This window comes from Escherichia sp. E2748 (genome assembly GCF_005781125.1).
In the GTDB taxonomy this organism is placed as follows: Bacteria; Pseudomonadota; Gammaproteobacteria; order Enterobacterales; family Enterobacteriaceae; genus Escherichia.
In genome coordinates this window covers 344,696-357,730 of record NZ_VATP01000001.1, presented here as the reverse complement: position 1 = coordinate 357,730, position 13,035 = coordinate 344,696, and the positions used below count along the sequence as shown (strand labels likewise).

Annotated in this window: 10 protein-coding genes; 2 read left to right on the top strand and 8 right to left on the bottom strand. The window is 50.8% G+C overall.

The genetic code is table 11. From position 1 onward, the window contains the following. Window position 1: 1 nt before the first annotated feature. The 5 genes from mglA to folE all read right to left on the bottom strand — a co-directional run bounded on the left by mglA (window position 2) and on the right by folE (window position 5,885). Window positions 2-1,522: a galactose/methyl galactoside ABC transporter ATP-binding protein MglA gene (gene mglA / locus FEK42_RS01640; protein WP_135410171.1), complete on the bottom strand. Its 1,521-nt coding sequence runs from the start codon at window positions 1,520-1,522 to the stop codon at window positions 2-4. A gap of 60 nt (window positions 1,523-1,582) precedes the next feature. Continuing rightward, window positions 1,583-2,581 (bottom strand): galactose/glucose ABC transporter substrate-binding protein MglB, encoded by a 999-nt coding sequence (gene mglB, locus FEK42_RS01635; RefSeq protein ID WP_001036964.1) that lies wholly within the window; start codon window positions 2,579-2,581, stop codon window positions 1,583-1,585. A gap of 297 nt (window positions 2,582-2,878) precedes the next feature. Further along, complete coding sequence (gene galS, locus FEK42_RS01630; RefSeq protein ID WP_130207064.1) at window positions 2,879-3,901, bottom strand: HTH-type transcriptional regulator GalS; 1,023 nt, start codon at window positions 3,899-3,901, stop codon at window positions 2,879-2,881. Window positions 3,902-4,042: 141 nt separating this feature from the next. Then, window positions 4,043-5,200: a DUF418 domain-containing protein YeiB gene (yeiB, locus tag FEK42_RS01625; RefSeq protein WP_135491637.1), complete on the bottom strand. Its 1,158-nt coding sequence runs from the start codon at window positions 5,198-5,200 to the stop codon at window positions 4,043-4,045. 16 nt (window positions 5,201-5,216) lie between these two features. Next, on the bottom strand, window positions 5,217-5,885 hold the full coding sequence (folE, locus tag FEK42_RS01620; protein ID WP_001139613.1) for a GTP cyclohydrolase I FolE: 669 nt from the start codon (window positions 5,883-5,885) through the stop codon (window positions 5,217-5,219). A gap of 257 nt (window positions 5,886-6,142) precedes the next feature. On the opposite strand from folE, the gene yeiG reads away from it, so the two are divergent. Next, the gene (yeiG, locus tag FEK42_RS01615) at window positions 6,143-6,979 is read left to right on the top strand and encodes an S-formylglutathione hydrolase (protein WP_135492792.1); all 837 of its coding nucleotides are present in this window, start codon (window positions 6,143-6,145) and stop codon (window positions 6,977-6,979) included. A 31-nt stretch (window positions 6,980-7,010) separates the two neighbouring features. Here yeiG and cirA read toward each other — a convergent pair whose 3' ends face one another. From cirA to yieE, 3 genes are all read right to left on the bottom strand, one after another. Then, window positions 7,011-9,002, bottom strand: coding sequence for a catecholate siderophore receptor CirA (cirA, locus tag FEK42_RS01610; protein ID WP_135492793.1), 1,992 nt, complete (start codon window positions 9,000-9,002; stop codon window positions 7,011-7,013). A gap of 285 nt (window positions 9,003-9,287) precedes the next feature. Further along, window positions 9,288-10,757 (bottom strand): lysine-specific permease, encoded by a 1,470-nt coding sequence (gene lysP, locus FEK42_RS01605; protein WP_130207072.1) that lies wholly within the window; start codon window positions 10,755-10,757, stop codon window positions 9,288-9,290. A 204-nt stretch (window positions 10,758-10,961) separates the two neighbouring features. Next, complete coding sequence (gene yieE / locus FEK42_RS01600; protein WP_130207074.1) at window positions 10,962-11,843, bottom strand: DNA-binding transcriptional regulator YeiE; 882 nt, start codon at window positions 11,841-11,843, stop codon at window positions 10,962-10,964. A gap of 98 nt (window positions 11,844-11,941) precedes the next feature. On the opposite strand from yieE, the gene FEK42_RS01595 reads away from it, so the two are divergent. Beyond that, window positions 11,942-12,991 carry a YeiH family protein gene (locus tag FEK42_RS01595; protein ID WP_000182044.1) on the top strand — a complete coding sequence of 350 codons (1,050 nt, stop codon included), beginning with the start codon at window positions 11,942-11,944 and terminating at the stop codon, window positions 12,989-12,991. Window positions 12,992-13,035 lie beyond the last annotated feature (44 nt).

Below are 13,035 nucleotides of genomic sequence, written 5' to 3'. Positions count from 1 at the left end.
CTTAAAGGTGCAAAGACGCAAGACGCAGAATTTCGTTTTGCGTTGTTGTTTTTGTATCGACAATTCCGGAAACGAGGCCATTGCTCATAACCAGAATACGGTCTGTTATCCCTAACAACTCTGGCATTTCAGAGGAGATAATAATAATCCCCTTGCCTTTCTTCGCCAGTTCGGCAATTAACTGATAAATTTCAAACTTCGCTCCGACATCAATACCGCGCGTTGGTTCGTCGAGCATTAATATTTCCGGTTGCGTCAGTAACCAACGACCAATAATCACTTTTTGCTGATTACCGCCGGAGAGCGAACCAATTTGCGTCCGATGACCTGGCGTTTTTACCCGCATCGAATCAATCACCCACTGGGTATCGCTTTTCATCCGCGAGTTATCCAACAAGCCCACTTTATTTTTGTAGTTGCGAATATTGGAAATTAATGAGTTAAAGCCAATATCCAGATAGGCATAAATTCCCGTTGAACGGCGTTCTTCAGTTACTAGTGCAAATCCGTGGTTAATGGCTTCGTTGGCATTATGGTTATTGATCTTTTTGCCATGCAACGTAATGGTGCCAGCAGATTTCTCGCGAATGCCAAATAATGTCTCAACAATATCGGTACGTTTCGCCCCCACCAGCCCGGCAATACCGAGGATCTCCCCTTTATGCAGGTCAAACGAGACATCGCGAATCGATGGCTGGCGTAGTGACGTCAGGTTACGCACTTCGAGGATCACTTCGCCCGGCTTGTTTTCTTTATCCGGGAAACGCTGGTTAAGAGAACGACCAACCATCATGGCGATGATCTTGTCCATCGTCAGCCCTTCCAGCGGTTCGGTAGCGATCCACTGACCATCGCGCAATACGGTGACTTCATCACATAACTGGAAAATCTCTTCCATTTTATGCGAGATATAGACAATACCGCAGCCGCGTTCTTTTAATTTACGAATAATAGTAAACAGATGATTGACCTCTTTTTCGGTTAACGAAGAAGTCGGTTCATCCATAATCACAATTTTCGCGTTATAGGAAAACGCTTTAGCAATTTCGATCATCTGCATTTGCGAAACAGATAATGTACCGACGCGCGCACGCGGATCGATATCAATATCCAGTTCATCAAAAATCGCTTTAGTTTCGCGGTACATTTTGTCCTGATCAACAAACATGCCTTTGGTGGGATATCGCCCCAGCCACATGTTGTCCATCACCGAACGTTGTAATACCAGGTTTAACTCCTGGTGTACCATCGAAATACCATTTTCCAGTGCTTCTTTGGCAGAATGAAAATCGATCTCTTTACCCTGGAATAAAATGGTGCCGGAATCTTTTTGATAAATACCAAACAGGCATTTTAATAATGTTGATTTTCCCGCGCCGTTTTCCCCCATTAATGCATGGATAGAATGTGGCCGGACATTTAAATTAACGTTATCAAGTGCCTTAACACCGGGAAAGGACTTGTTGATACCGCTCATTTCCAACAAGTATTCACCTGATGACGGAGTCGTTGAGCTGACCATATAATTTTACCTTGTTGGTCATACAATAAGGGCGCAATAAACTATTGCGCCCGTTCAGTCTTATTTCTTGCTGAATTCAGCCAGGTTATCTTTGTCTACGCCAACATAAGGTACGCGAACCACTTTGTTGTCGATTTTCCAGTTGGTGCCGTCAGCGGCGCCCTTGCCATCGGCCAGGTTTTTCGCCAGATCAAAAGTCGCTTTCGCCTGGTTGTTGGCATCATTCAGTACGGTACCCGCCAGCGCACCGGATTTCACCAGGGCCAGTGCTTCTGGCAGCGCATCGACGCCAAACACCGGAATGCTGGACTTATTGTGCGCTTTCAGTGCTTCTACCGCGCCCATTGCCATCGCATCGTTGTTGGCAATAACCACTTCGATTTTGTTGGCGTTCGGACCAGACAGCCAGGCGTCCATCTTATCTTTCGCCTGAGCGGTGTCCCACATAGCGGTATCTAACTGTAACTGTTCAGTTTTGATGCCTTTGTCGTTCAGCTCTTTAATCACGTAAGTGGTGCGGGCTTCTGCATCCGGATGGCCCGGCTCGCCTTTCAGCAGTACGAATTGAATCTGACCGTCTTTATTCAGATCCCAACCCTGATTCGCCGCCCAGTGTTTAGCAATCAAATCGCCCTGAATAATGCCGGACTCTTTGGAGTCGGTGCCAACGTAGTAGGCCTTGTCGTAGCTATCCAGCGCCTTACGGGAAGGTTCTTTGTTGAAGAAAACTACCGGTACGTTTTGTCCGCGCGCTTTCTCAATCACTGTACCCGCAGCTGCCGGGTCAACCAGATTGATTGCCAGCGCCTTCACCCCTTTCGCCAACAGCACGTCAATCTGATCGTTCTGCTTGGACTGGTCATTCTGTGAATCATTCATCAGCAACTGGACGTCTGGTGCTGCTTTCGCATCCTGTTCGATAGCCTTACGCACAACAGACATAAAGTTATCGTCATATTTATAAATCGTCACACCAATACGGGTATCAGCAGCGTGTGCAGCGGCGCCGAATAACATGCTGGCCATCACAGCAGACAGGGTTAACACCTTCTTATTCATGGTATCTCCGGTTTTTCTTATGCAGGGTAGTGCTTGAGATAAATGCTCGGCGGGCCAGTATGGTTAATGAAGTGTTACTGAACGCCGAAGCTCATTTTTAAAAATCCGTTCGTCCATGCCCGGTAACGCTCCATAAAACGGCTCTAATTGTTGTTATGACGCCATAACCTCGATAAAAGCGATTATTCGCTGTTACATACAAGTTACAACGTTAAAACGGTGCAATCATAGCTACCACATTGTTAACATACTGTGAAATCACTCACAAATTGAAAGCGGTTACATCCCCTGATTTGCTCAGTTAGTGATCGCCGCCGCATTCTGGCGTATTGCGACAGAATGGCGGCGCACTAACGTCGGCATAAAACAGTGGCTGGCACGCGGATCAATGTTGCCTGCTGCCCCCTGCAAGGCCAGTTCCGTGGCTAATTTTGCCATCGAAGCAATGGGGTAACGCACAGTCGTTAATTGCGGGTCGGTGTAACGAGCAATGGGGATATCATCGAAACCGATGATTGAGAGATGTAACGGAATCGCAATGCCATTATCTTTTAATGCCGTCAGAGCGCCAGCGGCCATATTGTCATTATAGGCAAATACAGCGGTAAGTTGTAGATTGCGCCCGAGTAGTTCAACCATCGCCGCCTCGCCGCCTGGCATATCCGGCGTCCCCGTGCCAATCCAGCTTTCCGGCGGAACAATATCCTGCTCTTTCAGCGCGCTTATCCAGCCCGCTTTACGCATTGCGTCATCTTCAATGCTGTGGCTGGAAGAGAGATAACCGATACGTTGATGGCCGTTGTTCAGCAACATGCGCGTCGCCATTCTGGCACCGCTGATATTATCCAGACAAACACAGCGATGGGCATAGCCTGGCACAACCCGATTGATGAGCACCATGCCGGGAATGTTGTCCATAAATTGCGCCAGCTCGTCGTCACTTAACGCCTTTGAATGAACAATCAATGCGTTACAACGCTGGCGGATTAGCACTTCGATGGCGTGACGCTCTTTTTCCGCTTCATGATAGCTATTGCCAATCAACACATATTTCTGATGTTGCTGGGCAACGAGATCGACAGCTTTAACCAATGCGCCGAAAAATGCATCTGAAACATCCATGACCACCACACCGATGGTATCGCTCACCTGAGTTGCCAGCGCCTGTGCATTGGCATTTGGCCGATAATCCAGCTCACTCACCGCTTTCATAACTGCTTCACGCGTGTCGGCACTTACCAGCGTGCTGTTATTGAGCACCCGGGAAACCGTTGCCACAGAGACGCCAGCCTGACGCGCTACATCACGAATGGTGATCATATTCACTACCTGTTATGAGAATGCAGTAGGTTACTGCTTGCTGGCGGCTATTTTGTCAGCACTGAATACAGGACTTCGTGAATCGAGTCACAGCAATGGAAACGGTTACAGCCGTTTTGTTAATGAATGTGATCCAGATCGTTATCTGGATGTTTTAGATAATGCAGGTCCGGCAGCGCGCAAGGTTAACTGACGCCAGAGCCATTCCACCGGCCCCTGACGGAAGTAACGCAGCCAGATAACAGAGAAAAGCAGGTTCGCCAGCCATACCGGAACGACAAACACCAGCAACTCCAGGCGGTCAAACTGCATAAACAAACCGAGGTGGTAAAACAGCGTGGTACAAATCAGCGTTTGCAGTAGATAATTGGTTAGCGCCATCCGTCCGACGCAGGCGATTGCCAGCACCAGCCTGAAGCGGCTTAATTGCGGCCAAAAGCCATAAAACAGCGACGCATAGCCAATTGCCTGAAACGGCGCGCTAAGTTCACGCGGCATTTGAAGTAAGAAGGCACACCAGCGATACGCCCAGTCCAGCCGCCATTGCAGTGCGATAGCAGGAAGGTTAATCAGCACACCAATTGCCACCAGCACAAAACCGGTACGACGATAGTGACGTAAGCTGAACTGCCCTTTCAGCCAGCCGCTACGCATCAGCGCCGCGCCAATTAACATCATCCCTGCCAGTTGCCAGCCATACTGCGCGCCCAGTGCCAGTAAACTGTTGCCGACGCCATCGGCACGGTTACTGATCGCTTCAACGCCGCCATGAAGTTTCCAGTATTTTTCATACAAAATGGCCGATGCATCTGGCGTCCAGGCGCGGCTGGTCTGGCTGTCAGAAATCAACCCCAGCAACAGCAAAACGCCAATCCCCACCAGATACAGCATCACGCCAGTATTAAATAAACTTTTTACCGATGGCGCATCGCGCACCAGTCGCCAACTGATTAAGCCCACCAACCCGTAAGCCAGCAGGATATCGCCGTCCCAGAACAATAAACCGTGAATAAAGCCCAGCAAGACTAACAGTGTTAACCGCGACTGAATCCAGCGTCTGCCGCGCGGCAGCAACATTTGCAGGCCCGCGCCAAACAGCAGCGCAAAAAGCGTGAGGAATTTTACCTGGCCGATGAGATCCAAAAACGCCCAGGTCCAGGCGTCGGACGGGGTAATAGTGCCATACCAGGCGGGATTGAGATAAGCCGCCTTTGGTAAACCAAAGGCGCTGATGTTTAATAGCAGGATCCCCAGAATGGCGACGCCGCGAACAAAATCGAGCGTGACGTTGCGCTCCATGGTTCCTGCCTTTTAATCAGTTGTGATGACGCACAGCGCGCAGAAACTCGTGCCGCGTATTCTGACTGGATTTGAACAAACCACCGAGGGAGGTCGTTGTCGTGGCGCTGGTTGCATCGCGGATGCCACGCGCTTTCACGCAGTAATGCACCGCGTCGATGGAGACAGCCACGTTATTGGTGCCCAGCAGCGTTTGCAGCGCAATGAGGATTTGCTGAGTCAGACGTTCCTGCACCTGCGGGCGCTGGGCAAAGAACTGCACGATGCGGTTAATTTTCGACAGGCCGATCACCGAATCTTTCGGGATATAGGCTACCGTCGCTTTGCCATCGATAGTGACAAAATGGTGCTCGCAGGTGCTGGTCAGGGTGATATCGCGCACGGTGACCATTTCATCGACCTTCATTTTGTTTTCAATGAGGGTGATTTTCGGGAAATTGGCGTAATCCAGACCGGAGAAAATTTCATCGACATACATTTTAGCGATGCGATGCGGCGTTTCCATCAAACTGTCATCAGCGAGGTCGAGATTCAATAGCTGCATGATTTCAGTCATATGACCGGCGATAAGGCTTTTGCGCGTTTCGTTATCCATTTCATGCACGGGCGGGCGCAGCGGTGTTTCCAGTCCTCGCGCAACTAACGCTTCATGAACCAGGGCCGCTTCTTTACTGAGTGATGGCATTTATGTTTTCTCCTGCAGGTGTGACGCCTCCGCCCTGCGTGGGGGCAAAGTTATTAAGCTGATTAGCAGCCCGATTATTGTGCGTGAGGTGGCGCACATAATCCAGTATTCACAGCGATAATTATTGTAATTGCCGCTGCCTTTCAGCGTTAGATGTTAAAACATCGTTATGCATATGCGGAAGTGAAAGTTACTCACAGCGCATTGAATAAACGGTATGATGACTAAAATGCAAACAACACAACAAGGAGCCACGCATGGAAATGCTCGAAGAGCACCGCTGTTTTGAAGGCTGGCAGCAACGCTGGCGGCACGACTCCAGTACCTTAAATTGCCCGATGACGTTCAGCATCTTTCTCCCACCGCCCCGCGACAACGCCCCTCCACCTGTGCTGTACTGGCTTTCAGGTTTAACCTGCAATGACGAGAACTTCACCACCAAAGCAGGCGCTCAGCGCGTAGCGGCAGAACTGGGGATTGTGCTGGTGATGCCAGACACCAGCCCACGCGGCGAACAGGTTGCCAACGATGATGGCTACGATTTAGGCCTGGGTGCAGGGTTTTATCTCAACGCCACGCAACCACCGTGGGCGACGCATTACCGGATGTATGATTATCTGCGCGATGAATTACCGATGCTGATTCAATCGCAATTTAACGTCAGCGATCGCTGTGCTATTAGCGGTCATTCGATGGGTGGTCATGGCGCGTTGATTATGGCGCTGAAAAATCCGGGCAAATACACCAGCGTTTCGGCCTTTGCGCCGATTGTGAATCCGTGCAGCGTCCCGTGGGGAATCAAAGCATTTAGCGCCTATTTAGGTGAGGACAAAAATGCATGGCTGGAATGGGACAGTTGCGCGCTGATGTACGCCAGCAATGCGCAAGATGTGATTCCGACGCTTATCGATCAGGGTGATAACGATCAGTTTCTTGCCGACCAGCTTCAACCCGCGGTACTGGCAGAAGCTGCGCGCCAGAAAGCGTGGCCGATGACGCTACGTATTCAACCTGGTTATGATCACAGTTATTACTTCATTGCTTCTTTTATAGAGGATCATCTGCGCTTCCATGCGCAGTATTTACTGAAGTGAAAGTTCGCCCGGTTCGCCGGGCATCTCCTCATCAGAAGCGATAATCCACTGCCATAAAGTAACGACGCCCGTCTTCGTTATAGCTGTAGTCATCACGACTCAGATCTTTGTCGCCCAGGTTCAGCACGCCTGCGCGCAGTTTGACGTCTTTGGTCACCTGCCAGGCCGCGCCGGTATTCCAGATGGTATAACCGCCCGGTGTTTTAGCGGTATCGCTGTCGGCACGTTTCTGACCGGTGTAGTGACCAGAAACATAGAACGACCAGTCTTCCAGCGCCAGCGGTTTCCAGTCCAGCGTACCGTTCGCGGTATGGAACGGCAGATCGGATAGCGGTTTGTTTTCACCGTTGCTGACATCGCGTCCATCGTTGTAGGTGTAGTTGAGTGACAGCTTCCATTCATCGTTGAACGGGATTTTCAACTCAGTTTCCACACCCTGGATACGTGCTTTATTGACGTTGTAGTAACTGAACACCGGTATACGTCGACCGTTTGCCCCCGTTTCAAAACCAACAAAGTTTTGGTAACCCGGTGCAGCATTGACGTCAGATGTACGGCTGATGCTAATACGATCTTTCACATCATTGCGGAAGACGGTCACACTGGATTCAACGCCTTCCAACCAACCTTCTTCGCCCATGTAGTAAAGCCCCAGCTCCCAACTTTCGCTGGTTTCTGGTTTCAAGTCCGGGCTACCAATAATCTTGCATGCGCCACGGCAGGAGTTGGTCGTCCAGTCGGGGCTAAGTTGTAATAACGAAGGTGCTTTAAAAGCCGTCGCCCAGCCGCCTTTTACTGTTACGGTATCGGTGGCGTTATAGACCAGATAGGCTCGCGGACTCCAGTGTTCGCCGTAGGTTTCGTGATCGTCCATACGCACGCCGGTCGTCAGCGCCAGCGGCTCGAAGATCCGCCATTCATCTTCCACAAACAGCGCGTACTGACTGGCGGACGTTTTAGTGCTGGTGCCGCCGGTCAGGTTCACCGCATCGCTAAGTTTGTCGTGGTGCCATTCACCACCTACCGTGACAAACTGATTGATAGCCGTCAGCGGCAACGTGTATTTGCCATCGACCGTGTTACTTTCGGAAGTAATCGGGCTACTATTGCCAGGGTTTTTGTTCTCGACTTTCTCACCATAATATTTCAGTTCGCTGGTGCCGTAATCCCAGCGCCCATTATGGCTTACGGAGTAGTTCTGGCGTTCGAGGCGGTTTTTGTCCAGCGAGTCAGAATCGCGATCCTGGCGGTCGAAACCGTAACCAGCGGTAAAATCGTGATTTTGATTCGGCGTCCAGGCAAATTCGACATTGCCGTCGCGGCTGGAGAATCCTTCAATACGCGGCGTTTCTCCCGTGTCGGTAGTAGAGGAACTCTGCGGGTCATCCTTTTCACGTTTTGCCAGGCTGCCGTAAGCTTTCATTCCCAGCACGCCGTCAATCAGCGGTCCACTCGTGAAGAACTGGCCGTTGTAGGTGTCACCGCGATCGCGATGTTCCTGAATGGTGGTATCTACCGTTACCGTACCTGACCATTTCTGGCCGATTTTTTTGGTGATGATGTTCACCACGCCGCCGAGCGCATCGGAACCATACAGTGAAGACATCGGGCCACGTACCACTTCGATACGTTCGATGGAATCGACCGGGATCCAGTTCAGGTCAAAGTCATTATGGCGGAAGACGGCATTGCGCGAGTTAACACGTTTACCGTCGACAAGAATCAGGGTGTAGCTGCTATCCAGACCACGAATACTGACGCCCTTACGGTTGTCCCCTTCGTTAGTCAGTTGTACGCCAGGCACTTCTTTGAGGACATCCTTCAGATTCTGTACCGGTTTTCGCTGCAGGTCTTCCTGGGTAATGACGCTGATACTGGCGGGCGCATCTTTGAGGTTTTGTTCAACGGAAGATGCCGTGACTACCATCGTTTCGCCATCATCATCAACCGCTAACACAGGCCATGCACATGAAACTGCGGACAAACACAGCCCGACCCGTACGAAAGGGTTCAACCTAAACATTCCATATCTCCATGAGGTAACTACGAAAATAAAATGGGTTATCGCTCACATCTTCTTCATGTCCCCTTGCGTACGGCAGCATCGCGGTAGACTTTTTTGTATGCAGGTGATCATCCCAAAAGCCTGAACAGCCTCTGATTTGTCAGCCTTTTTTGATTTCGGCGTAACGATAATGCAAACGATAACAATTATCAATCCAAATGTTAAATTTTATATCCGTATGAATACTAAGGAAAAGAAAAAGCCCTCTCGGTTGAGAGGGCTTTATTAAGGAAGGGGTAAAACTTATTTCTTATCGTTCTGCGGGAACTTCATTTCGCTGTAGCGTACGAAGTGGGTTCCTTTAATCAACTTATAGCCAAACCAGATCATAAGGAACAGCGGGATGCCAATATAGGTTGCCGCTACGCCACCCCAGTCGATAGTGTCTTTCAGGAACGCTTCGTAGTTCTGGCCCAGAGTGATAATCAGGCACAGCACAAAAGCGAAGATCGGTCCCAGCGGGAAGAAGCCTGAACGGTACGGCAGATCGTTAATATCATGCCCCTGCAGCACATAACCGCGACGGAAACGATAATGGCTGATCGCAATTCCCAGCCAGGCGATAAAGCCTGTCATACCGGAGGTGTTCAGCAGCCACAGGTATACCGTCTGGTTACCAAACATGGAGGTCAGGAAGCACAGACCTGCAATTACCGTGGTCGCATACAGTGCGTTACGCGGTACGCCGCCACGCGACAATTTAGCGAAAATGCGCGGTGCTTTACCGTCACACGCCAGGGTGTACAGCATACGAGTAGACGCATACATACCGGAGTTACCCGCTGACAGCACCGCCGTCAGAATAACCGCGTTCATCACCGCCGCCGCAGAGAGCAGACCCGCATGCTGGAACACCAGGGTGAACGGGCTGACGCTGATGTCTTTAACATCATTACGCAGCAGGCTCGGATCGGTGTATGGAATGATCAGGCTGATGATCAGGATTGCGAACACATAGAACAGCAGGATTCGCCAGAACACCTGACGTACCGCGCGTGGAATGTTTTTCGCCGGTTCTTCGGACTCGCCTGCAGCAATACCGATCAGCTCGGTTCCCTGGAAAGAGAAGCCGACAATCATTGCCACACCGATCATCGCCGCAAAACCACCAGCAAATGGTGCTTCGCCAATCGTCCAGTTGCTCCAGCCCGCAGGCTGTGCGCCTTTGAAGATGCCGATAATCATCATCACGCCGACGATGATAAAGACAATGACCGTGGTGACTTTGATCAGTGAGAACCAGTATTCCGCCTCGCCAAAGCCACGAACTGAAATGTAGTTCAGGAGGAAGATAACGCCGAGGAACAGCGCACTCCAGATCCAACCCGGGGTGTCCGGGAACCACCAGCTCATGACCAACTGAGCGGCCACCAGGTCAACGGCGATAGTTACCGCCCAGTTGTACCAGTAGTTCCAGCCCAGCGCGAAGCCAAAGCCTTCTTCAACATAGTTCTGACCGTAAGTGGCAAAGGAACCAGAAACCGGCATATATGCCGCCAGTTCACCAAGACTGGTCATCAGGAAGTAAACCATCAGGCCGATCAGAATATACGAGAGCAGCGCCCCACCTGGACCTGCCTGAGAGATCGTTGCGCCAGAGGCAACAAAAAGACCCGTACCGATGGAACCGCCAATGGCAATCATCGTCAGGTGACGCGCCTTTAATTCACGGCGTAAGCCCGGCGCTTCTGTGGTTTTAGTTTCGGAAACCATACGAAAATGCTATCCATCTTAAAAATGAGGCGCGATTGTAGCAGACGATTTGCAATCCTTCCGGTAGAAATACGCTTTTATAAGACACCTTCATGATCGTCCAGGGATTATAAGTAAAGCAACCAATCTCTTTTCTGGCGAATGTATACCGGTGGTGCTGTGTCACAAAATCGACACAGCCCCCGTAGGTTTCTGTACAACAGATTAACGCGGCAAAGTGGAGGAATCGCAGTACTCCAGAAAGCGCCGTAACGCGTTGGAAAGGTGTTTCTGCCGATGATGTATACGCCACAACGTACGCATCAGGCGCGGCAGAGGGACAGCAACTTCACTTAATGTGCCAGCCTGCAATTGATCTTCAATGACCCTTCGCGACAGGCAACTAATTCCCAACCCATGACGCACCGCATGTTTGATTGCCTCGGAGTTACCTAATTCCATCGCCATCTCAAACTTCGGTAAATGCGACAGTAACAGATAATCGACAATCTCCCGCGTGCCTGAACCGCGTTCACGCAGGATCCACGGCGCAGCGGCCAGCTGTTCTAAGGTGACCGGACCACGAGCCAGCGGCGAAGTCGGCGCGGCGAAAACCACCAGCTCGTCTTCCAGCCACGGTTCAGAAATGATTTCAGTGCTGTGGCACGGTCCTTCAATAAAGCCAATATCAACGCGGAAATCCAGCACCGCTTGCATCACGTCCTGGCTGTTCCCAACGCTCAGTTCAATCGGCAACTGCGGATAATCATGGCGATAACGGGCGATGACTGCAGGCAGAATGTAGTTACCGATGGTACTACTGGCATAGACACGAATCGCGCCGTTGTCTTCGCGAAACAGTTGTTCGATTTCAATCGCCTGTTCAAGCAGTGCCAACGCACGCGGATAGAGCAGCCGCCCGTGTTCATTAACAACCAGTCTTTTACCCACGCGATCAAACAGTTGCACGCCAAGCTGCCCTTCCAGGTCGGTCAAGGCTGCGCTCACTGCTGATTGCGACAACGCCAGCATCACCGACGCCTGGGTGGTTGATCCACTTTTCAATACTTCTGCAAAAACTTCCAACTGCCGGAGGGTGATGTGCATAGTCGCTTACCACTTATAAAGATTAATTATAAATATATAATCAATTTTATTTTTAAACCAGTTAGTCGTAACCTTATGCCCGGTTAAAGGAGAGGGTTATGACGAATATCACCTTACAGAAACAACATCGTACACTGTGGCATTTTATTCCGGGGTTAGCCCTGAGTGCAGTTATCACCGGGGTCGCCCTGTGGGGTGGTTCCATTCCCGCGATTGCGGGTGCCGGGTTTAGTGCCCTCACCCTCGCAATCTTGTTGGGGATGGTTTTAGGCAACACCATCTATCCGCACATCTGGAAAAGCTGTGACGGTGGCGTGCTGTTTGCCAAGCAATATTTATTACGTCTGGGTATCATTCTTTATGGCTTCCGTCTGACGTTCTCACAAATTGCCGATGTCGGTATCAGTGGGATCATCATTGACGTGCTGACGCTGTCCAGTACCTTCCTGCTGGCTTGCTTCCTGGGGCAGAAAGTGTTTGGTCTGGATAAGCACACCAGCTGGTTGATCGGTGCCGGTAGCAGTATCTGTGGTGCTGCAGCGGTACTGGCGACTGAGCCGGTAGTGAAAGCGGAAGCCAGTAAAGTAACCGTGGCTGTTGCAACCGTTGTTATCTTCGGGACCGTCGCGATTTTCCTCTACCCGGCGATATATCCACTGATGTCTCAATGGTTTAGCCCGGAAACTTTCGGTATCTACATTGGTTCTACTGTGCACGAAGTGGCGCAGGTGGTGGCGGCAGGTCATGCCATCAGCCCGGATGCAGAAAACGCAGCGGTTATTTCCAAAATGCTGCGCGTGATGATGCTGGCCCCGTTCCTCATTCTGCTGGCGGCGCGTGTTAAACAGCTGTCTGGGGCGAACAGCGGCGAGAAAAGCAAAATCACTATTCCGTGGTTTGCCATCTTGTTCATCGTAGTTGCCATCTTTAACTCGTTCCACCTGTTACCGCAGAGCGTGGTGAACATGCTGGTAACGCTGGATACCTTCCTGCTGGCAATGGCGATGGCGGCGCTGGGTCTGACCACTCACGTCAGCGCGCTGAAAAAAGCCGGGGCGAAACCTCTGCTGATGGCACTGGTACTGTTTGCCTGGCTGATTGTTGGTGGTGGTGCAATTAACTATGTGATTCAAAGCGTCATCGCATAAACCACTACATCTTGCTCCTGTTAACCCGCTATCATTACCGTTTT

Bases quoted from the DNA above. Each gene is read 5' to 3' on its own strand.
- yeiG (WP_135492792.1), top strand. From the start codon at position 6,143: ATGGAAATGCTCGAAGAGCACCGCTGTTTTGAAGGCTGGCAGCAACGC.
- cirA (WP_135492793.1), bottom strand. From the start codon at position 9,002: ATGTTTAGGTTGAACCCTTTCGTACGGGTCGGGCTGTGTTTGTCCGCA.
- folE (WP_001139613.1), bottom strand. From the start codon at position 5,885: ATGCCATCACTCAGTAAAGAAGCGGCCCTGGTTCATGAAGCGTTAGTT.
- lysP (WP_130207072.1), bottom strand. From the start codon at position 10,757: ATGGTTTCCGAAACTAAAACCACAGAAGCGCCGGGCTTACGCCGTGAA.
- yeiB (WP_135491637.1), bottom strand. From the start codon at position 5,200: ATGGAGCGCAACGTCACGCTCGATTTTGTTCGCGGCGTCGCCATTCTG.
- FEK42_RS01595 (WP_000182044.1), top strand. From the start codon at position 11,942: ATGACGAATATCACCTTACAGAAACAACATCGTACACTGTGGCATTTT.
- mglB (WP_001036964.1), bottom strand. From the start codon at position 2,581: ATGAATAAGAAGGTGTTAACCCTGTCTGCTGTGATGGCCAGCATGTTA.
- yieE (WP_130207074.1), bottom strand. From the start codon at position 11,843: ATGCACATCACCCTCCGGCAGTTGGAAGTTTTTGCAGAAGTATTGAAA.
- mglA (WP_135410171.1), bottom strand. From the start codon at position 1,522: ATGGTCAGCTCAACGACTCCGTCATCAGGTGAATACTTGTTGGAAATG.
- galS (WP_130207064.1), bottom strand. From the start codon at position 3,901: ATGATCACCATTCGTGATGTAGCGCGTCAGGCTGGCGTCTCTGTGGCA.